This window comes from Sphingomonas sp. CCH5-D11, from assembly GCF_001557395.1.
GTDB lineage: Bacteria > Pseudomonadota > Alphaproteobacteria > Sphingomonadales > Sphingomonadaceae > Sphingomonas.
Genome location: NZ_LSKH01000255.1, coordinates 1 through 21,277, shown reverse-complemented (window position 1 = coordinate 21,277; position 21,277 = coordinate 1). Strand labels below are relative to the sequence as shown.

General features: G+C 66.5%; 14 protein-coding genes. 11 read left to right on the top strand and 3 right to left on the bottom strand.

Features of this window, described 5'->3' with window-relative positions; translation table 11 throughout:
- From AX702_RS16045 to AX702_RS16020, 6 genes are all read left to right on the top strand, one after another.
- The coding region (locus AX702_RS16045) for an L-glutamate gamma-semialdehyde dehydrogenase (protein ID WP_082746317.1) at nt 1-1,855 on the top strand (1,855 nt) is incomplete at its 5' end.
- A gap of 280 nt (nt 1,856-2,135) precedes the next feature.
- Nucleotides 2,136-2,567 carry a 50S ribosomal protein L11 gene (gene rplK / locus AX702_RS16040; RefSeq protein WP_046406429.1) on the top strand — a complete coding sequence of 144 codons (432 nt, stop codon included), beginning with the start codon at nt 2,136-2,138 and terminating at the stop codon, nt 2,565-2,567.
- 4 nt (nt 2,568-2,571) lie between these two features.
- Entirely contained in the window at nt 2,572-3,264 is a 693-nt protein-coding gene (gene rplA, locus AX702_RS16035) for a 50S ribosomal protein L1 (protein WP_066781248.1), read from the top strand.
- Nucleotides 3,265-3,732: 468 nt separating this feature from the next.
- A complete protein-coding gene (locus AX702_RS16030; RefSeq protein ID WP_066781246.1) occupies nt 3,733-5,328 on the top strand; it encodes an alpha-amylase family glycosyl hydrolase in 1,596 nt (531 codons plus the stop codon).
- Entirely contained in the window at nt 5,328-6,335 is a 1,008-nt protein-coding gene (locus AX702_RS16025) for a glycosyltransferase family 4 protein (protein ID WP_066781244.1), read from the top strand. The genes AX702_RS16030 and AX702_RS16025 overlap by 1 nt, the downstream gene beginning before the upstream one ends.
- A gap of 208 nt (nt 6,336-6,543) precedes the next feature.
- The gene (locus AX702_RS16020) at nt 6,544-7,716 is read left to right on the top strand and encodes an alpha-hydroxy-acid oxidizing protein (RefSeq protein ID WP_066781239.1); all 1,173 of its coding nucleotides are present in this window, start codon (nt 6,544-6,546) and stop codon (nt 7,714-7,716) included.
- A gap of 215 nt (nt 7,717-7,931) precedes the next feature.
- Here AX702_RS16020 and AX702_RS16015 read toward each other — a convergent pair whose 3' ends face one another.
- Entirely contained in the window at nt 7,932-10,409 is a 2,478-nt protein-coding gene (locus AX702_RS16015; protein WP_066781237.1) for a PhoX family protein, read from the bottom strand.
- Between the two features lie 425 nt (nt 10,410-10,834).
- On the opposite strand from AX702_RS16015, the gene rplJ reads away from it, so the two are divergent.
- From rplJ to AX702_RS16000, 3 genes are all read left to right on the top strand, one after another.
- Nucleotides 10,835-11,350, top strand: a complete 516-nt coding sequence (rplJ, locus tag AX702_RS16010) for a 50S ribosomal protein L10 (protein WP_066781252.1) — start codon at nt 10,835-10,837, stop codon at nt 11,348-11,350.
- Nucleotides 11,351-11,398: 48 nt separating this feature from the next.
- Nucleotides 11,399-11,776, top strand: a complete 378-nt coding sequence (gene rplL / locus AX702_RS16005; protein WP_066781235.1) for a 50S ribosomal protein L7/L12 — start codon at nt 11,399-11,401, stop codon at nt 11,774-11,776.
- A 202-nt stretch (nt 11,777-11,978) separates the two neighbouring features.
- Nucleotides 11,979-13,433, top strand: a complete 1,455-nt coding sequence (locus AX702_RS16000; RefSeq protein ID WP_156455535.1) for a hypothetical protein — start codon at nt 11,979-11,981, stop codon at nt 13,431-13,433.
- Between the two features lie 21 nt (nt 13,434-13,454).
- Here AX702_RS16000 and AX702_RS15995 read toward each other — a convergent pair whose 3' ends face one another.
- Complete coding sequence (locus tag AX702_RS15995) at nt 13,455-14,240, bottom strand: hypothetical protein (RefSeq protein WP_066781231.1); 786 nt, start codon at nt 14,238-14,240, stop codon at nt 13,455-13,457.
- A gap of 82 nt (nt 14,241-14,322) precedes the next feature.
- On the opposite strand from AX702_RS15995, the gene AX702_RS15990 reads away from it, so the two are divergent.
- A complete protein-coding gene (locus tag AX702_RS15990; protein WP_156455534.1) occupies nt 14,323-14,709 on the top strand; it encodes a hypothetical protein in 387 nt (128 codons plus the stop codon).
- Nucleotides 14,710-14,724: 15 nt separating this feature from the next.
- On the opposite strand, the gene AX702_RS15985 is transcribed toward AX702_RS15990, so the two are convergent.
- The gene (locus tag AX702_RS15985; protein ID WP_066781250.1) at nt 14,725-16,650 is read right to left on the bottom strand and encodes a CocE/NonD family hydrolase; all 1,926 of its coding nucleotides are present in this window, start codon (nt 16,648-16,650) and stop codon (nt 14,725-14,727) included.
- A 391-nt stretch (nt 16,651-17,041) separates the two neighbouring features.
- On the opposite strand from AX702_RS15985, the gene rpoB reads away from it, so the two are divergent.
- Nucleotides 17,042-21,196, top strand: coding sequence for a DNA-directed RNA polymerase subunit beta (gene rpoB / locus AX702_RS15980; RefSeq protein ID WP_066781228.1), 4,155 nt, complete (start codon nt 17,042-17,044; stop codon nt 21,194-21,196).
- Nucleotides 21,197-21,277 lie beyond the last annotated feature (81 nt).

The following is a 21,277-nucleotide window of genomic DNA, read 5'->3' as shown; positions in this document are numbered from 1 at the left end:
CGTCGGCACGGTGGTCGAGGTAACGCCCGAGCGGGCCAGCGCCGCCGCGCGCACGGCCGCCGCCGCCGCTCCCGCCTGGGCCGCCGTTCCTGCGGCCGAGCGCGCCGCGATGCTCGACCGGGCGGCGGACGCGATGCAGGCCCGCATGGCCGAGCTAATCGGCCTCACCGTGCGCGAGGCCGGCAAGTCCGTCCCCAACGCCATCGGCGAAGTGCGCGAGGCGATCGACTTTCTGCGCTATTACGCCGATCAGGCCCGCCGCAGCTTTGGCCCCGCGCACCGGCCGCTCGGCGCGGTGACGTGCATCAGCCCGTGGAACTTCCCGCTGGCGATCTTCACCGGCCAGGCCGCCGCCGCGCTGGTCGCCGGCAATACCGTGCTGGCCAAGCCCGCCGAGGAAACCCCGCTGATCGCCGCGCAGGGCGTCGCCATCCTGCACGAGGCGGGCGTCCCCTCCGATGTGCTTCAACTCGTCCCCGGTGACGGGTCGATCGGCGCGGCGCTGGTGGCGGCGCCCGAGACGGCGGCGGTGATGTTCACCGGCTCAACGGAGGTCGCCCGCCTCATCCAGCGCGAACTCGCCACCCGCCTCTCGCCCGAGGGCACGCCCATCCCGCTGATCGCGGAAACCGGCGGCCAGAATGCGATGATCGTCGACAGCTCCGCACTCGCCGAACAGGTGGTGGCGGATGTCATCGCCTCGGCGTTCGACAGCGCCGGTCAGCGCTGCTCGGCATTGCGGGTTCTTTGCATCCAGGAGGAAGTCGCCGACCGCATCCTCACCATGCTGCGCGGTGCGCTGCAGGAGCTGCGCATCGGCCGCACCGATCGGCTGGCGGTCGACATCGGTCCCGTCATCACCGCCGAGGCGCAGGAGAACATCACCCGCCACATCGCCGCGATGCGTGATCGTGGCCACAAGGTGGACTCGCTCGCGCTCTCCGATGAGACCGCCCAGGGCACGTTCGTCGCGCCGACCATCATCGAGCTGTCCGATATCGCCGAGCTTGAGCGCGAGGTGTTCGGCCCCGTCCTTCACGTGATCCGCTACAAGCGCAGCGGGCTGGACGCGCTGATCGACCGGATCAACGCCACCGGCTACGGGCTCACCTTCGGCCTCCACACCCGGCTGGACGAGACGATCGCCCATGTCACCGCGCGGGTGAAGGCGGGCAATCTTTACATCAACCGCAATATCATCGGCGCGGTCGTCGGCGTGCAGCCGTTCGGCGGGCGCGGGCTGTCGGGCACCGGCCCAAAGGCGGGCGGTCCGCTCTATCTCGGCCGTCTGGTGCGCGGCGCGATCGAGGCGCCCGCAGGCACCTCGATCACTGCCGATGCCGCCGCCCGTGATCTTGCGCTCTGGCTCGGGAACGGCGGGGATGAAGCCACTGCCGCGCGCGTTCGGGATATCGCCGCCGCCTCTCCGCTCGGTCTCGAAACCGAACTCGACGGCCCGGTTGGTGAGCGCAACCTCTACGCCCTCCACCCGCGCGGCCGCATCCTGCTGCTGCCGGAAACGCGCGAGGGGCTGATGGCGCAGCTCACCGCCGGCCTCGCGACGGGCAACGATCTGGTGGTGGACGCCGCGCTGCGCACCGATTTGCCGGCGCCGGTCGCCGCCCGCGTCCATTGGAGTGCCAACTGGGCGAGCGAGGGCCCCTATGCCGGCGCCCTGATCGAGGGCGATGCCGCGCGCGTCCGCGACCTGCAACAGCGGATCGCCGCGCTGGATGGCCCGATCGTCCTCACCCAGGCCGGCGATTACCGTCTCGAATGGCTGGTCGAGGAGGTTTCCACCTCGATCAACACCACCGCGGCCGGCGGCAACGCCAGCCTTATGGCGATGACGTAAGCCTCATCGGCTGCCCCCTAGTCCCCGTTCGTCCTGAGCCTGTCGAAGGACGTGCCATGCAGCCCCAACGCCTGCGACACGCACTTCGACAAGCTCCGCGCGAACGGGAGAATGGCGCGCCAAAAGCCCTTGCCGCCGCCGCGTCTTCGCGTGAACCCAACAAGCCCCTAGCTTTCCCGCTCCGCATCCGCTATGCGCGCCCGCTTCCGGTATCACTGGAACGCTTGCGGGAGGGTGCGGCAACGCGCCCGCGACGACCGCTAAACTTAAAGAGAGTGACATGGCGAAGAAAATCACAGGCTATATCAAGCTGCAGGTGCCTGCCGGCGCTGCAAACCCGTCGCCGCCGATCGGCCCGGCGCTGGGTCAGCGCGGCGTGAACATCATGGAATTCTGCAAGGCGTTCAACGCGCAGACGGCTGACATGGAAAAGGGCTCGCCCCTCCCCACCGTCATCACCGTTTACGCCGACCGCTCGTTCAGCTTCGAGACGAAGACGCCGCCGGCGACCTTCCTCATCAAGAAGGCGCTGAACCTGAAGTCGGGCTCGAAGGAGCCGGGCAAGACCAGCGCGGGAACCATCAAGCGCTCGCAGCTCGCGGAAATCGCTCAGGCCAAAATGAAGGACCTGAACGCGAACGATATCGACGCAGCAACGAAGATCATCGAAGGCTCCGCTCGCGCGATGGGCCTCCAGGTTGTGGAGGGCTAAGAACATGGCGAAGCTCACGAAGAAGCAGAAGGCGATCACGGTCGACCGCGAGAAGCTGCACGGCGTTGACGAGGCGATCCAGCTCGCCAAGTCGGGTGCGACCTCCAAGTTCGACGAGACGATCGAAGTCGCGCTGAACCTCGGCGTTGATCCGCGTCACGCTGACCAGATGGTCCGCGGTGTCGTCACGCTGCCCAAGGGCACCGGCAAGACCGTGCGCGTTGGCGTGTTCGCCCGCGGCGCGAAGGCCGAAGAGGCGCTTGCTGCCGGTGCCGACGTCGTCGGTGCGGAAGACCTGATGGAAACCATCCAGGGCGGCAAGATCGACTTCGATCGCTGCATCGCGACCCCGGATATGATGGGCATCGTCGGCCGTCTCGGTAAGGTGCTGGGTCCCAAGGGCCTGATGCCGAACCCGAAGCTCGGCACCGTGACGATGAACGTCGCCGAGGCGGTGAAGGCTGCCAAGGGCGGTCAGGTCGAATATCGCGTCGAAAAGGCCGGTATCATCCACTCCGGCATCGGCAAGGCGAGCTTCCCGGCCGAAGACCTGCGCGCGAACTTCGACGCGCTGGTCGATGCGGTGGTCAAGGCCAAGCCGGCCGGCGCCAAGGGCAAGTACGTCCGCAAGGTCGCGATCTCCAGCACCATGGGTGCGGGCATCAAGATCGACGTGGCGGAAGTCGCCTCGGCCTGATCGACAAGTCTTAGTTTGCGTAACGGAAAAGGCCGGGGGCAACCCCGGCCTTTTTTGTTTGTCGGAGTGTCGGGCCGAGCTCCGCACCCTTCTCCGTTCGTCCCGAGCGAAGTCGAGGGACAGCCACAAGCGCTCCGCCTTACGGCACCTGCTTCAACTACGCTCGGCACGGACGGAAATAGGAGCGCCCTAAACGTCCCTCCCGCTCGCGAGAGAGGCTGCGGAGGGCATGTCCAATCCTACTCCCGTTCGCCCTGGGCTTGTCGAAGGGCGTGTTACCAGCCGTCACGCTCATTGCCCGTGGTTCGACAGGCTCAGCACGAACGGAAAGAGGGTATGCGCCTCGGACATGCACGAACCCGCCGTCATCCCGGATCCAGTCCGGGATGAGGAAGGTAGATGTGTAACGCCAAGGTGACACTCACGCCATCAAGTGAACCCAATCATTCCCCCGGCGTTACGATCCTCATGAGCGAGGCCACCCTCGCCGCACCCTGGTGGAAGCGCGGCGTCATCTATCAGATCTATCCGCGGTCCTTCGCGGACTCGAACGGCGACGGCATCGGCGATCTCGCCGGCATCGCTGCCCGCCTGGACCATGTCGCCACCCTCGGCGTGGACGCCATCTGGCTCTCTCCGATCTTCCCCTCCCCGATGGCCGATTTCGGCTATGACGTCGCCGATTACACCGGGGTCGAGCCGATGTTCGGCGATCTCGCTGCCTTTGATCGCCTGCTCGCCGCGGTCCACGCCCGCGGCCTCAGGCTGCTGCTCGATTTCGTCCCCAACCATTCCTCCACGCAGCACCCGTGGTTTGTGGAAAGCCGCTCATCGCGCGACAATCCGAGGCGCGATTGGTACATCTGGCGCGATCCCGCGCCCGGCGGCGGCCCGCCCAACAACTGGATCAGCGACATGGGCGGCCCGGCGTGGGAGCTCGATCCGGTGACCGGCCAATATTATCTCCACACCTTCCTGAAGGAACAGGCCGACCTCAACTGGCGCAACCCCGCCGTGGCGCAGGTGATGACCGACGTAATGCGCTTCTGGTTGGACCGCGGCGTGGATGGCTTTCGCATCGACGTCCTCTGGCACATCGTGAAGGCCGAGGGGCTGCCCGACAACCCGGCCAACCCTGACTGGCGCGAGGGGCTCGCCGAAAAGCTCCGGGTCCTCCAGCACCATTCCACCGACCAGCCCGAGGCGCATGCCTTCACGCGGCAGTTTCGCCAGCTTGCCGACAGCTATGGCGACACCGCACTGGTCGGCGAGATCTTCCTACCCCGCGATCGCCTGATGCGCTGGTACGGGACGGAGGCGGAGCCCGGCGTCCACCTCCCCTTCAACTTCGAACTGATCGAGAATCAATGGGATCGCGACACGCTCGCCGCGCTGATCGCCGGCTATGATGCCGCCATTCCCGTCCACGGCTGGCCGAACTGGGTGATCGGCAGCCATGACGCCGCGCGCATCGCCGCGCGCATTGGCGAGCGCCAAGCCCGCGTCGCCGCCATGTTGCTCCTCACCCTGCGCGGCACGCCGACGCTCTACCAGGGCGACGAGATCGGCATCGGCACCGTCGACATCCCGCCCCACCGCATCCGCGATCCGCAGGATCTGCGTCAGCCCGGCATGGGCCTCGGCCGTGATCGGTCGCGCACGCCAATGGCGTGGGATGCGTCCTCCAATGCCGGCTTCTCCACCGTCGAACCGTGGTTGCCGCTTCACCCCGATTGGCGCACCCGCAACGTCGCCGCGCAGGAGGAAGACCCGGCCTCGATGCTGCGGCTCTACCGCCGCCTTCTCGCCGCGCGCCGCGCCATCCCCGCCCTCTCGTTGGGCCGCATGACGCTGCGCGAGGCCGCCCCCGATATCCTCGCCTACGAGCGCCAGCACGGCGACGAGCGGCTGCTCGTCGTCCTCAATCTCGGCAGCGAGCCGCGCGAGGTTACGCTGCCTGACGCCACTCGCCCCGGCCGGATCATCGTCGCGACCGGAACGCGAGACATGTTCGACGGCACGATCGATGCCGATGAGGCCTATGTCGTGGAGCTACTCGCCTGATGCGCATCGCCATGCTGTCGTCGATTTCCTGGCCGACGCCGCCGACCGGCTATGGCCCGTGGGAATTGGTGACGAGCCTGCTGACCGAGGCCCTGGTCGCGCGCGGTGTCGACGTCACGCTCTTCGCCACCCAGAACTCGCACACCGCCGGCAAGCTGGAGGGCGTCGCCCCGCGCGGCTATTCGGAGCCGCCGCATCTCGACGCCAAGGTGTGGGAGGCGATGCACATCGCGCATTGCATCGAGCGCGCGGGCGACTTTGACCTCATCCACAACCAGGCCGATTTCATGCCGCTCGCCTGGTCACGCCTGATCGACACACCAATGCTGACAACGATCCACGGTTTCTCGTCCGAGCGGATCGTGCCGGTCTACCAGCGCTATGACGACCACGTGCATTACGTCTCGATCAGCGACGCCGATCGCCACCCATCGCTCAGCTACGCCGCGACGATCCATCACGGCATTCCGCTGGGCGATTTCCCGTTCGATGCGCAGGGCAGCGACGACCTGCTCTTCTTCGGCCGGATCCACCCCGATAAAGGCCCACACGCGGCCATCGCCGCTGCGCAACAGGCCGGCAAGCGCCTCATCATGGCCGGCCTGGTGCAGGACCAGGGCTATCACGAACGGGACGTGGCCCCGCACATCGACAATGACCGCGTGATCTTCCGCGGCGTGGTCGGTGGCGACACGCGAACCCGGGCGCTCGGCGAGGCCCGCGCGCTGCTCCACCTCATCGGCTTTGACGAACCCTTCGGCCTTTCGGTGGTGGAGGCAATGGCCTGCGGCACGCCGGTGATCGCCTTTAACCGCGGCTCCTTGCCCGAGCTGATCGAACACGGCGTCACCGGCTTCCTCGTCGATACGGTGGAGGAAGCGGTGGAAGCCATCGCCCGCATCGGCGACATAGACCGCTCCGCCTGCCGGAAGCGGGTGGCGGAACGCTTCAGCGTGGAGCGGATGGCGGACGATTACATCAAGCTCTACGAACGCCTGATCGGCTAGCTCGACCCGTTGGTGAGCGCAGGAACCAAGTTTCCCCGTTCGTGCTGAGCTTGTCGAAGCACGTGCAACGAGCGGCATCGCTTGTGACACGCTCTTCGACAAGCTCAGGGCGGACGGAAGAAGTGATGGGTCTGAGCCATCGATGTCGGCGGTGGACAGGACGCCTCTCCCCCGCGACACTGCCAGCAAAAGCAGGAGAGCGAACCCCATGCCGCATTACGGCGACCTCCAGACCCAGATCTACGGCGCTGGCCTTTCCGGCATCGTCCCCACCCTGCCCGTCGATTTCGCGACGCTGGAGAAGCGTGCGCAGGCCGCGCTTCCGCCGCATGTCCTCACCTATGTCCAGGGCGGCTGCGGCGACGAGTTCACGCAGGACGAGAACGCCCGCGCCTTCCGCCATTGGGGCATGGTGCCGCGGATGATGGTCGACACCACGCATCGCGACCTTTCCACCTCGATCTTCGGTCTGTCGCTGCCATCGCCGGTGTTCATGGCCCCGATCGGCGTCACCGGCATGATGACACAGGACCAGCATGGCGACCTCGCCGCCGCGCAGGGCTCCGCCGCCACCGGCGTCCCGCTCACCGCCTCCACCCTCTCCAACGATCCGCTCGAGGACGTCCACGCCGCCTGCGGCGACACGCCCGCTTTCTTCCAGCTCTACACACCCCGCGACAAGGACCTGGCCGAAAGCCTCGTCTCGCGCGCGGAAAAGGCGGGGTACAAGGCGATCATCGTCACGCTCGACACCTGGGTCACCGGCTGGCGCCCGCGCGACCTCAACCCGTCCAACTTTCCGCAGCTGCGCGGCCACGTGCTGCAGAACTATTTCACCGATCCCCGCTTCCGCGCCATGCTGGGCGGCAAGGCGCCCAAGGAGGACCTTCGCACCGCCATCGGCACCTGGGGCGCCACGTTCGGCAAGGTGCTGACCTGGGACGACCTCCCCTGGCTTAAGTCGATCACCCGCCTGCCGATCGTCCTCAAGGGCATCTGCCACCCCGAAGACGCGCGCCGCGCGATCGACGGCGGCGCGGACGGCATCTACGTCTCCAACCATGGCGGGCGGCAGGCGAATGGCGGCATTGCGGCGATCGATATGCTGCCGGCGGTGGCGGAGGCGGTGGCCGGCCGCGTGCCGTTATTCTTCGACAGCGGCATCCGCTCCGGCACCGATGTGGTGAAGTCGATCGCGCTCGGCGCTGACATGGTCGGCATCGGCCGCCCCTATAGCTACGGCCTGGCGCTCGGCGGCGCGCAGGGCTGCGCCCATGTCCTGAAGTGCATTCTGGCGGAGGCGGACCTGCTGATGGCCGTCAACGGCTGGCCGACGCTGGCGGCTGTACGTGAGGCCGGGGCGATCCGCACGGATCGGTAGCAGCACCAACGCCCTCCCCCGGACCACCATCGTCATCCCGGACTCGATCCGGGATCCAACCAGCCGCGAGTGCTGCGCGCGCCAACCAGCCACAGCGTGCGCCGCACGATGGATCCCGGATCAAGTCCGGAATGACGATCCGGCAGGTGCCGCGCCCAACAAAAAGGGTCCCTCTCGCCAGGGAGAGGGACCCATTGTTAGCTGAGCTGGACCAATCAGATCCCGACCAGGCCGCCGTCGGTGCGGGTGATCACGATTGTCGCCGAGCGCGGGCGGCTTGGCGTCGTCGGCGTTCCGGTCTGCGAGGCCGGCCAGCTCGACGTGATGTTGTCCGGTCCGCCACCCTCACCCGGGTGCTGGATGTTGACGAACAGCGCCTTGCCGTCCGGCGTGGAGGTGATGCCGGTGATCTCGCACTCCTTCGGACCGACCAGGAAGCGCTTCAGCGTCGCGCCGGGCGCCTTGCCGACGCGCGTCGTGGCCGTGCTGGTGCCAGCCGGCGTGGTGTTGGTGATCGTCTTGGTGCCACCGTCGCCGACCTTGCCGGGAATGGCAGCGAGCATCATGCAGTTGGTGACGTCGGTGTACGCACCGTCGTCGGTCTGCAGCCACATTACCGGATTGACCTGTCCCGCGACGTTCGACGGCAGGCTGAACCACAGCCCGTCCGGCGATGAGAAGTCATTGGTGTCGTCGAGGCCCGACAGGTTGATGTTGTCCTTGTCGAGATCGCTGCCCGAGCCAAAGGCGTAGACGTCCCAGGTGAACGCCGTCGCCTCGGTCGTGTCGCCATTTTCGCGGAAGCGGATGACATGGCCGTTGGCGTTGCCGGTGGTCGAGCGGCCATCGGTGCGCGGATCGACATAGGCGCGCGGGTTGGCGGCATCGACAGTGGCGGGGGTACGCGACGAATTGTTGGTGAGCGTGCAATACATCTCGCCATTCGCCGGGTTCACCGCGGTCCATTCCGGACGGTCCATCTTGGTCGCGCCCACCAGATCCGCCGCCAGGCGGGTGTTGACCAGCACGTCGGACTGGTCGGCGAACGGATAGGTGGCGTTGGCGCTGGTCAGCGGACCGGTGCCGAACACCAGCGGCAGCCACTGGCCAGTGCCGTCGGCATTCAGCTTCGCGACATAGAGCGTGCCCGTGTCGAGATATTTGTCACCGATCGACAGGCGGTCGGCGGCATTCGCATCGGCCGCCGTCCACGGGGTCGCGGAAACGAACTTGTAGATATATTCGCCCTGCGCGTCGTCACCCATGTAGAAGGCCGGCTTCACGCCTGCGATCATGCGGCCCGGGCCGACGCCTTCATGGTTCATGCGTCCAAGCGCGGTGCGCTTGCGCGGCGTGGAGGCGGGATCATAGGGGTCGATCTCGACGATCCAGCCATACTGGAACGCTTCGTTGCGGAAATCCTGCGTGCCGTCCGATGCCGCACCGGCGGTGGCGGTGATGTTCCACTTGCGGAACAGCGTGTTGGACGAATCCGCCGGGGTCACCGTGGTCCAGCCGTAATTGCCGGCGCGGCCTTCGGAGATGCCGTAGCGGGCCAGGCTGGTGTTCTGCTTGGCCTGGCCGGCGGTGACGCGGACGGCCGCGTCGCCGCGATCGCGCCGGAAATACCCCGCCCAATTTTCTTCCGCCGTCGCATAGGTGCCCCAGGGCATCGTCCCGTTGGCGCAATTGTTGATGGTGCCCCGGCCCTTGGTGGCGTCGGTGGAATAGACGGTCCGCAGCAGCACATTGCCCTTTGCCGGGCCGCTGAACGCCATGGGCGTGTTCGGGGTGATGCGGCGGTTGAGCGCCGACGCCTGGACATAGCTCCACGCGGAAGCGCCGCGCGTTACTTCGATCACCGAAACGCCGTGCGCTTCGATTTCCTTGATCGCTTCCGCCTCCGGGCGCACGCCGCCCGTGTTCGTCGGCCCGCGCGAGTGCAGGTAGCTTTCGGTGATATTCTCGTGGTTCAGCACCAGCACGCCGCGCGTGCTGCTGGACGCGTCGCGCGTCGCGCCACTGGCAGCCAGGCCGAAGAAGCTCATGCCATCGTGATGGTCGCCCGCCCGCGCGCCGAAGTTCGTGTCCGAACCGTCATTGGCATAAGCGGGGGTGTTGGCATTGATCGGATCGCCCAGGCGATACAGCACCGTCACAGCATAGCCGGTCGGCACGGTGACCAGGTCGTTGCGGTTCTTCGCCACCGCGGTGAAGTCCAGCGTTGCCGGGGATACGGTGACGGTGGTGTCGGCCGTTGCCGTGTCGCCGATGCCGGTCGCGCCGGTGAAGCGGAAGACGAGCGGCGTCGCCGCGCTCACGGCGGGCGCCGTGAAGCTGGCGGTGGCGGTGTTGGCGTTGGCCAGCGTCACGGTCGGGCCGCTCACCTGCGTCCAGCCCACGGTGCGCGCGGTGGAGCTTGCGGTGCCCGTCAGCGTCACCGTCTTACCGGCCGTCGCCGTGGCCGACTGGCCGGTCGACACCGAGACGCTCTCACGCTGCAGAAGGTCGTCGTCATCGTCGCAGCCCGCCAGCAGCACGCCGCCGAACACCGCCGTCGTCATAGCGGTCAACCCGCCACGCAGCGTCTGCCGGCGCGAATAACGCTGGGCGATCAGTTCGTTCAGATGCGGGTTGGCGGCATTGTTGGTGTCGATGTCGCCATCGTCATAGGTGAAGCGCGAGTCGGTCATGGTTCCCCCAATTATCAAAGGCTTTGAAGCGCCTCTGGCGGGGGCGAGTGACGGCCGCATGGCACGGCCGCGACGAATCGATTGCGGTTTCATGCCATTTTGAAGACACTTGACGTGGCGCGTCATTCCGCTAAAGGGCGCCGCTTGCCGTACCCCTCTGGTGTGCGGCGCCGTCCGAGACAGCGGGTGGGTGTTCGCGCCCTTAATGCCCCGCCGAGACGGGGACAGGATTTCACCGCAGCGCGTCCGCGTGCTCCGGTCTGCCGCATGGCCTGGCCATGCGACGCTTCCCATTCCCCATCGCTCGGGTCCCATCAAAGTCATACTTTGGTGGGGTGCCCTTGGACAACTATCTGCGGCGTCTGCCGCAGGTGGATCGTAACCGGCCGCAGCCTTTGGGGTGCGGTCAAAGTGTGGAGAATGGCATGGATCGTGCTCAAAAGGCCGCAGCCGTCGCCGAACTCAAGCAGACCTTCTCCGAGGTCGGCGTGGTGGTCGTCACCCGCAACCTCGGCCTCACCGTCGCCCAGTCGACGCAGCTGAGGACGAAGATGCGCGAGGCCGGCGCCGTCTACAAGGTCTCGAAGAACAAGCTTGCCAAGATCGCGCTCGACGGCACCGACTATAACGAGCTTGGTGACATGTTCACCGGCCCGGTCGGTCTCGCGACTTCGGTCGATCCCGTCGCGGCTGCCAAGGTAGCCGTGGAATTCGCCAAGACGACCGACAAGTTCGAGATCGTCGGCGGCGGAATGGGTGCGACCAAGCTCGACGTGGCAGGCGTTCAGGCGCTTGCGACGATGCCGTCGCTGGACGAGCTCCGGGCGAAGATCGTCGGTCTCATCGTGGCTCCGGCCACGAAGCTGGCGACCATCACCCAGGCGCCCGCCGCGCAGATCGCGCGCGTGCTTGCAGCTTACTCGGAAAAGGAAGCCGCCTGATCCTTCAGGCAGCATCGTTTCATTCGATCGATTTAAAGGAAGACTAACATGGCAGACCTGAACGCGCTGGTTGACCAGCTGTCCGAACTGACCGTCCTCGAGGCGGCTGAGCTCTCGAAGCTCCTCGAAGAGAAGTGGGGCGTCTCGGCCGCAGCAGCGGTTGCAGCAGCTCCGGCAGCTGGTGGCGGCGCAGCTGCTCCGGCCGCTGAAGAGAAGACCGAGTTCGACGTGATCCTCACCGGCGACGGTGGCAAGAAGATCAACGTCATCAAGGAAGTCCGCGCGATCACCGGCCTTGGCCTGACCGAAGCGAAGACCCTCGTCGAGGGCGCGCCGAAGCCGATCAAGGAAGGCGTTTCGAAGGACGAGGCCGAGAAGGTCAAGAAGCAGCTCGAGGAAGCCGGCGCGACCGTCGAGCTCAAGTAAGCCGCTGTGCGGGCGCGCGCTGCCTGGCAGCGCGCCTCGCACAAGGCCGGCCGATGTCGCGGGACTTGTTCCCCTGATGGCCGACTTGAAAGAAAAGGCGGCGCCTTCGCGGGTGCCGCCTTTTTCTTGTCCGCTCCACCTCTTCCCTGTGCCGCCGCGGCAGTAACCCCGCCGCAACCACTGCGGCGATAGTGCCGCGCGAGTGATCACCGGCACCCTATCCTTCTCCGCGCCGCGCCGAATGCCGCTGCGGCCATGGCTGGCAATCACATTCGTCGCCGCCGCCGCGTTGATCCAGCAATCACTTTCCGCGCTGAACTGCGACGTCTCCTGGCTCATCACCATCGCCGAGCGACTGCTCGATGGCGCCCGGCTGTATCGCGACATCGAGGAGGTGAACCCGCCCGCCTCGGTCCTGCTCTACGTGCCGGCGGTCGTGCTCGCGCAAGCGCTCGATCTCCGGCCGGAGGCGCTGACGGTTGCGATGGTGGCCGTGCTGGCGCTCCTTTCCGTGCGCCACGCCCGCCGCATCCTGCCACCGCTGCCCGCCCGGGCCACGCTGGTCAGCGCCGCATGCGCCTTCATCCTCCTCATCCTGCCCGCAGACCTGTTCGCGCAGCGCGAACATATCGCCCTTCTCGCGGGCCTCCCCATGCTCGCGGTGATCGTCAGCCGATCGTTGGCCCTGCCGGTCCGCGCCGCCGACGCCCGCTCGGCCGGCATCGCGGGGGGGATCATGGTCGTCATCAAGCCCCACCTCATCCTCGCGCTTGCTCTGCCCGCGCTCTGGTCGGCGCTCCGTCGGCGCAGCCTTGATGCGGCACGCGCGCCCGAATGGATCACCCTGGCGCTGGTCTGCGCCGGCTACCTCCTCCTCGTGCTGCTCGCCTTTCCTGAGTATTTCACCCACATGCTGCCGCTGCTGCGGCTGGTGTACCTGCCGGGGCGCGACAGCTGGCATCATCTCCTCACCGGCACGATGGTAACGATCCCCGCGACCGCGGCAGTACTCACCTTCTGGCTCGCACGGGCCCGCCCGTCCGAACCCGCGATTGTCGCGCTACTCGCCGCCGCCGGCTTCGCTCTCGCCGGACTGGTGCAGGGCAAGGGCTATCTCAACCACGGCTATCCCGCGGTCGCGTCAGCGCTCCTCGCAATCACGCTGGAACTGGCGCGGCCCGGCAAGGCGCGCGCCTTTGGTGCGCTCTGCGCCGCTACCCTCGCGCTGTTCGCGACCTACAGCTACGCCCGCGTGCCGCAGCCGACCGCTTTGCGCGATGCGGTGCAGCGGCTCGGGCCATCCCATCCAAGGCTGATCGGCGTCTCGTTCGATTTCTCGCTCGGACATCCGCTCACCCGCTGGGTCGACGGCGCATGGGTCGGCACGCGGGGGAACCAATGGGCGACGGGCAATGCATGGCAGCAACTGGAGAGCCCAGCGCTCTCCCCCGCCGCACGACGCGCATATGAACAAGCCGAACGGGCCGACGCCGCGCTGCTTGCGGCCGATATCATCCGGTATCGCCCCGATATCGTCCTGGTGGACGAGGTTCCCGGGCCGACCTGGATCGCCCGCCATCCCCCGCTGGCGCGGGCCATGCAGCGCTACCGACCCGGGGCCCGCGTCGCCAACATCACCTTGTGGACACCGCGCTGACGGCGCAGAACTGATGCCTGCTCACCATTGCCCGCTGTGCGGGCGTACACCGACAGCATCGAACATCCGGCCCGGCTGATCGAGCCAGAACGGCCCCAGCTTCGCCTGTCCCGGCCGCTCGATGCCCAGCGCGTGAACCGACACCGTCTGCCCGCCAGCGTGAAGCGCACGGATCGCCACCACGGGCACGAACATCGGCCGCCCGCCCGCCTGAAGCACGGTAATCGACTCGCGCGCCATCGTCACCAGCGTTCGCACGCGACGGCTTTCGCCGGGTGCCAGGTCGAACGGAGGCGCAGCCGGCCGCGGCACTGGACCTGCGAACATCGCCGCGATGGCCGCGTCCTGATTGGGCTGCGCGCTGGCAAGCCGCACGTCCAGCGTCACGCCGCGTGCCGGCACGTCCGACGCGTTGCGCACCTCGACTGTAAGGTCAGCCGTTGCCGTGATCATGTTGATGCCCGCGCGGCGCACCACCGGCGCCTCAAGCTCAAGCCGCGCGGGCGGCACCTTGTCCGACACATCCAGAAACCGCGGCGCTGCGGCAGCTGGCACGGCAGCCATGGGCGGCACCGGCTCAGCAGGTCGCGGCTCCGCCGGCGACTGTTCGACCACCAACTCTTCTTCCGCGGCCGGATCTACCGGCGCCGCGTCGAACGGCTCGTCGGGCGCAGGCAGCGCCTCCGGTCGTGCCGATCGACGCCGCCACGCAAACAGCGCCGCCCCCACCAGCAGGATTGCGCCGATCAGCACCGCCCAAAGCCAATTCGGTCGCTCATTGGAAGGCGCCGGCTCGGGCAGGATCACGGCAGGCGCCGCCTCGGCGACCGGCGCCGGCTCAGGCGTAACACCCTCTGCCGGTAACGCCTCTGGCAAGGGCGAAGGAACAGTGGCCGGCTCTGCGGCGCGGGTCGGCGCAGCCGTAGGCGCGGCAGTGGCGCGGGGCACGGGAGCCGGCGCGCGCGTCGCCGCCGGTGCCGGCGTGGCGATCGGAGTCGCACGCGGGCGCGGCGGCTCTGCGCGTGGCGGCGGTGGCGGCACCACCAGCGGCACCGCAGCGGTCGGGGTTGGGGTCGGCGTTGGTGTCGGAGGGGGCAGCGGGATCGGCTGGGCACGCGGCGGCGTTTCCGGCAGGCTGAAATTTCCCACGTCCGGTATCGTCGTTGGCGGCACCTGCGCGCTTGCCACCCCGGGCACGCAAAGCGCCGCCGCTCCGGCTGCCCACCGCATCTTCATCACCCCTGCCATGCTCATTGCGCTACTCGTGCGAACCTGAACGCCGGACAACCAATTACGGGCGCGGCGCTGTCCGCGCGTCACCCACCACCGGCAGCCACACCGCGCTTGCCTGCGCGCCGCCGCGCGACAGCGTCACGGTGGCCTTCTGATAATCCTCCTTCTTCGCCAGGAAGATGTTCGGCACATATTTCTGCGGATTGCGATCATAGAGCGGGAACAGCGACGACTGGACCTGAACCATGATCCGGTGGCCCGGCTTGAACACATGGTTCACCGTCGGCAGGCGGAAGCGATAGCGCTGCACCTTCCCCGCCGGGATCGGCGTCGGCTTGTCGAAGCTGTCGCGATAACGGCCACGGAAGATGTCGAGGCTGATCGGCAGCTGATATCCGCCCTTCTTCGGCTCGTTCGGGTAATCGTCCGGATAGACGTCAATCACCTTCACCACGAAGTCGCCGTCGGTGCCGGTCGTCTTGGCGAATATGTCCGCCATCGGCGCGCCCGACACCCGTACTGCCTGGGTCAGCGGAGCGGTCTCGTACGTCATCACATCGGTACGGCCATCCACCGATCGCTGGTCGGACACCAGCCACGCGCCCCAGCGCCCGTCACCGAAATTCACCGGGCGCGGCAGGTGCGGCACCGGCTTGTCCGGATCGGAGACATAGCTGTCACCACCCGCCTGCCCCTTCTGAAATCCCAGTACGCCGTTCTCACCCAGATAGATCGGGGTCATGGGGGCCGCGCAGCCGGTGTCACAGGCGAGCGGCCATTGCGACAGCTTATCCCAGCGGTTGTCCCCGGTGTTGTAGATCAGCGCCTGCGGCGGGGTGAAGGCCGGCTTCCCGTCACGCAGATACTGGTCGAAGAACGGAAAGAGATAATCTTCCCGCCACTCGGTTGCCGTGTCGCCATTCCACTTGAAGTCGCCCAGGGAGGAGCCGTCGTAATTCGCCTGGCTGTGCCGCCACGGCCCCATCACCAGGAAGTTGTTCCCCGCCTTCCCTTTCGCCTTCAGCGCCTCCCAGGTGGTGATAGCGCCGTACATATCCTCCTGATCGAACAGCCCCTGTTCCCACATGGTCGGCACGTTGGAGGGATTGGCCGCAATCAGCTTGTCGAGCGCCTGCCCCTGCCAGAAGCCGTCATAGGCCGGGTGCGCCACCATCCGCTGCCAGTAAGGCAGGTCGGCATAGCCGGACTGCGCCGCCCATGCGCCCGCAGACCCGACCCGGCGGAACTGCTCGTAATCGTCATAGATGCCGGAAACACGCTCCGATCCCGCGCCCTTGAAGCCGGTCTGCTTGCCCAGCCACGCGATGTTAGCCAGCCGGAACGCGCCGTAATGGAACCAGTCGTCTCCCATCCAACCGTCGATCATCGGGCTCTCCGGCGCAGCCACCTTCAGCGCGGGGTGCGGGTTCAAGAGCGCCATGACGACGGTGAACCCCTCATAGGAAGAGCCCAGCATCCCCACGCGGCCGTTCGTTTCCGGCAGGTTTGCCTTGTTCACCAGCCAGTCGATCGTGTCATAGGCGTCGGTGACGTGATCGACCTTGGTCTGGTTGAGCGGGCCGATCACCGGGCGGGTCACGACGTAATCGCCTTCGGAGCCATATTTGCCGCGGATGTCCTGGAATACGCGGATATACCCAGCGCGCACGAACGGCTCGTCACCCTGCGGCAGCAAGGACGCCATGTTCGGGCTGTTCGCCACCCGGTTGGCCCGGCCCGCCGCATTGTAGGGCGTGCGCGTCAGCAGGATCGGCGCATTGGTTGCGCCCTTGGGAATGATGATCACGGTGAACAGCTTGGTTCCGTCGCGCATCGGGATCATCACCTCGCGGCGCACATAGTCGCGTGCGTCGACGGGATAGGCGAAGCTCGCCGGAACATCGCCAGTCGCTGGCGGCGTCTGCTGCGCCATGACAGGCGTAAGCGCCAGCGTGGCGCCGGCAAGCAGCAACAGTCTCTTCATGTGCGCGCCCCTCTTCCAATCACCCTCGTCATCCCCGCGGCAGGCAAAGATCCATTCGCGCACGTCTCTCACCAGTCGAGAAGATCGCAATCGTGGATCCCCGCCCTTGCCGGAAAGACGGACAAGATGGCGGCGATACGCGCCTTGCGGCTCGACAATCAACAGCATCGGCAATGCCCCGCTGGTTGACGATCTCCAACACCGGGCCTATATCCGGCCGATCACCACAGCTTCGGGAAATGACATGGCCTCGCGCACCGTGTCGAACGGATGGAAGTCAGTGGTTTCATAAGACGCTTCAAGGCTGCCGTTTGTATCCTCGATACAGAACGAGCGGCCTTTTGGCGTCTTGTCCTGCGCCCGGACGAATTAGACCAAGGCAGACAGCTACATGGCAACCAAGGCGATCGAAGGCGGCACCGCAAAGCGCCGTATCCGCAAGGTCTTCGGCAACATCCACGAAGTGGTGCAGATGCCGAACCTCATCGAGGTGCAGCGCGAAAGCTACGAACAGTTCCTGCGGTCCGATCCGTCGATCGGCTATGTTTCGGGTCTCGAGAAGACGCTGCGCAGCGTGTTCCCGATCCGCGACTTCGCCGGCACGGCGGAGCTGGACTTCGTGAACTACGAGCTCGAACCGCCCAAGTTCGACGTTGAGGAGTGCCGCCAGCGTGGCATCACCTATGCCGCGCCGATGCGCGTCACGCTGCGCCTGATCGTGTTCGAGGTGGATCCCGATACGGAAACCCGCTCGGTGCTCGATATTAAGGAGCAGGACGTCTACATGGGCGACATGCCGCTGATGACGGAGAACGGCACGTTCTTCATCAACGGCACCGAGCGCGTGATCGTCAGCCAGATGCACCGTTCGCCGGGCGTGCTGTTCGATCACGATCGCGGCAAGACGCACGCGTCGGGCAAGTATCTCTTTGCCGCCCGCGTGATCCCGTACCGCGGCTCGTGGCTCGACTTCGAGTTCGACGCCAAGGACATCGTCAACGTCCGTATCGACCGCAAGCGCAAGCTGCCGGTCACGGCGCTGCTCTACGCGCTTGGCCTCAACAGCGAGGAAATTCTCAACCACTTCTACAACCGCGTCACCTATGTGCGCGGCGAAGGTGGCTGGCGCATTCCGTTCGCGGCCGAGAATTGGCGCGGCGTGAAGCCCACGTTCGACCTGATCGACGCCAATTCGGGCGAAGTGGTGTTCCCCGCGGGCACCAAGGTGACCCCGCGCGCCGCCAACAAGGCGGCCAAGGACGGCCTCACCGACCTGCTCATTCCGACCGAGGAAATCTACGGCCGCTATTCGGCTTACGACCTCATCAACGAGGGCACCGGCGAAATTTACGTCGAGGCCGGTGACGAGATCGGCCCGGACAACCTTGAGAAGCTGGATCGTGCGGGCATCGATCGTATCGAGCTGCTCGACATCGACCATGTTACCACCGGTCCGTGGATCCGCAACACGCTCAAGGCCGACAAGGCCGAAGAGCGCGAGCAGGCACTGTCCGACATCTATCGCGTGATGCGCCCCGGCGAGCCGCCGACGCTGGAGACGGCGGAGTCGCTGTTCGCCGGTTTGTTCTTCGATCCGGATCGCTACGACCTCTCGGCCGTCGGTCGCGTCAAGCTCAACATGCGTCTCGACCTCGATGCCGAGGATACGGTGACGACGCTGCGCACCGAAGACATCCTTGCGGTCGTGAAGACCCTGGTCGACCTGAAGGACGGCAAGGGCGAGATCGACGACATCGACAATCTCGGCAACCGTCGCGTGCGTTCGGTGGGCGAGCTGCTCGAGAACCAGTATCGCGTCGGCCTGCTCCGCATGGAGCGCGCGGTGAAGGAGCGCATGAGCTCGGTGGACGTGTCCACCGTCATGCCGAACGACCTGATCAACGCGAAGCCGGCGGTCGCCGCGGTGCGCGAGTTCTTCGGTTCGTCGCAGCTGTCGCAGTTCATGGATCAGACCAACCCGCTCTCCGAAGTGACGCACAAGCGTCGCGTTTCGGCGCTCGGGCCGGGCGGTCTGACCCGTGAACGCGCCGGCTTCGAAGTCCGCGACGTTCACCCGACCCACTATGGCCGCATCTGCCCGATTGAAACGCCGGAAGGCCCGAACATCGGTCTGATCAACTCGCTGTCGACCTTCGCGCGGGTTAACAAGTATGGCTTCATCGAGACGCCGTACCGCCGCGTGGTGGACGGCAAGGTGACGGGCGAGGTCGTGTACCTCTCCGCCATGGAGGAGCAGAAGCACACCGTCGCGCAGGCGAACGCCGAGCTCGACGGCGACGGCCGCTTCACTGAGGAGCTGATCTCGGCGCGTCAGGCGGGCGAGTTCCTGATGGCGCTGCCCGAGACGATCACGCTGATGGACGTGTCGCCGAAGCAGCTCGTGTCGGTCGCCGCCTCGCTGATCCCGTTCCTGGAGAACGACGACGCGAACCGCGCGTTGATGGGCTCGAACATGCAGCGTCAGGCCGTGCCGCTGGTGAAGGCGGAAGCGCCCTTCGTCGGCACCGGCATGGAAGAGACGGTCGCGCGCGACTCCGGCGCCGCCATCTCGGCCCGTCGCGCCGGCATCGTCGACCAGGTCGATGCAAGCCGCATCGTGATCCGCGCCACCGGTCAGGTCGATGCGGGCAAGTCGGGCGTCGACATCTACACGCTGATGAAGTTCCAGCGTTCGAACCAGTCGACCTGCATCAACCAGCGTCCGCTGGTGAAGGTGGGCGACGTGGTCAACGCCGGTGACATCCTCGCCGACGGCCCGTCGACCGAGTTCGGCGAGCTGGCGCTCGGCCGCAACGCGCTCGTCGCGTTCATGCCGTGGAACGGCTACAACTACGAGGACTCGATCCTCATCTCCGAGCGGATCGTGAAGGACGACGTGTTCACGTCGATCCACATCGACGAGTTCGAGGTGATGGCCCGCGACACCAAGCTCGGGCCGGAGGACATAACGCGCGACATCCCCAACGTAGGTGAGGAAGCCCTGCGCAACCTCGACGAGGCGGGCATCGTGTACGTGGGTGCCGAGGTTGAGCCGGGCGACATCCTGGTGGGCAAGATCACGCCCAAGGGTGAAAGCCCGATGACGCCGGAAGAGAAGCTGCTGCGCGCCATCTTCGGTGAAAAGGCCAGCGACGTGCGCGACACCTCGCTGCGCCTGCCGCCGGGCGTTGCCGGCACGATCGTGGACGTGCGCGTCTTCAATCGTCACGGCATCGACAAGGACGAGCGCGCGATGGCGATCGAGCGCGAAGAGATCGAGCGCCTGAAGAAGGACTCGGACGACGAGCGCACGATCCTCAACCGGGCGACCTGGAGCCGCCTTCGCGAAATGCTGATCGGTCAGACCGCCACGGCGGTGCCGAAGGGCGGCCCCAAGAAGGGTGCCGTAATCGACCAGGAAGCGCTCGACAGCGTCGACCGCCATGAATGGTGGAAGTTCGCCGTCGCCGACGATCAGGTCCAGTCGGATCTGGAAGCGGTCAAGGCACAGTATGACGAGGCCGCGAAGCTCATCAAGGAGAAGTTCGAGGACCGTCGCGAGAAGCTGGAGCGTGGCGACGAGCTGCCGCCGGGCGTGCTCAAGATGGTCAAGGTCTTCGTCGCGGTGAAGCGCAAGCTGCAGCCGGGTGACAAGATGGCCGGGCGTCACGGCAACAAGGGCGTCATCAGCCGAATCCTGCCGGTGGAGGACATGCCGTTCCTCGCCGACGGGACGCCGGTCGATCTCGTGCTGAACCCGCTGGGCGTGCCGTCGCGCATGAACGTCGGGCAGATCTTCGAGACTCATCTCGGCTGGGCCGCCCGCGGCCTGGGCCAGCAGGTGGCGCAGCAGCTTGAGGAGTGGCGCGAGGCCAATCCGGATGCCGCCGCGGGCGCAATGCCCGAAGCGGTCAAGGATCGCCTCAAGACGATCTACGGCGAGCATTATGCCGACGAGATCGAGGCGCGCGACGCCACCGGCATCATCGAGCTGGCGAACAACCTGAAGCCTGGCATTCCGATGGGCACCCCGGTGTTCGACGGCGCGGTGGAGCAGGACGTCGCCAACATGCTGGAGCTGGCGGGTCTTGATCCGTCGGGTCAGTCGGATCTGTTCGACGGGCGCACCGGCGATCAGTTCGATCGCAAGGTGACGGTGGGCATCATCTACATGCTCAAGTTGCACCACCTTGTGGACGACAAGATCCACGCGCGTTCGATCGGGCCGTACAGCCTCGTCACCCAGCAGCCGCTGGGCGGTAAGGCGCAGTTCGGCGGCCAGCGCTTCGGTGAAATGGAGGTCTGGGCGCTGCAGGCTTACGGTGCTGCGTACACGCTCCAGGAAATGCTGACGGTGAAGTCCGACGACGTGGTTGGCCGCACCAAGGTCTATGAGGCGATCGTCAAGGGCGACGACACGTTCGAGGCTGGCATTCCGGAGAGCTTCAACGTGCTCGTCAAGGAAATGCGCTCGCTGGGTCTCAACGTCGAGCTGAAGAGCCACGAGGAAGCCGACGATGGCGACCTCGCCGAGGCGGCGGAGTAAGCACAAGCAATCTCCCTCTCCCCACTTGTGGGGAGAGGGTCGGGGAGAGGGGCCGTCTAGAGCGGCGCCCCTGACTCCCCC